The following is a 418-nucleotide window of genomic DNA, read 5'->3' as shown; positions in this document are numbered from 1 at the left end:
GCGGCCCGCCGGTGCCCCGGTTCACCGAAATCCCCCGGTGGGGGCAACAACCACCCGGACGTGATCCCCGGGCCGCGGTGCTGACGAACGGAGTTTCGCACGGCGGCCGGCACCTGTGCGAGGGTGATCGTTCGAAAGGAGATCATCATGCGCAGACCGAGCGTGCCGGAGGACCTCGATCCCGCCGGGCGACTGTGGGCGAGGGCCGTGACGTTCGCCGTGCTGGCCGCCGCACGGGGCGATCACGAGGAGTACTGGCTGGACGAGGACGGGGTCTCGGGCGAGAACGGCAGCGGTTCGTTCTGGTGGCGCCTGCGGATGTGCGGCCCCGACCGGGCGGTGTTCTGCGGCCAGGACGCGGACGGCAGCTACACCCATGTCGGCCCGGACCCGCTGGACTTCCTCGCCGGCGGGCCCG

General features: G+C 72.2%; 1 pseudogene. It reads left to right on the top strand.

The annotated features are described in order from the left end of the window. Nucleotides 1-147: 147 nt before the first annotated feature. Nucleotides 148-418: pseudogene (locus G3I71_RS48595) on the top strand (hypothetical protein); the annotation flags it as partial.

The organism is Streptomyces sp. SID12501 (assembly GCF_010550245.1).
Lineage (GTDB): Bacteria > Actinomycetota > Actinomycetes > Streptomycetales > Streptomycetaceae > Streptomyces.
The sequence above is the reverse complement of the archived record's forward strand: the minus strand, read 5'-3'. Positions and strand labels throughout refer to the sequence as shown.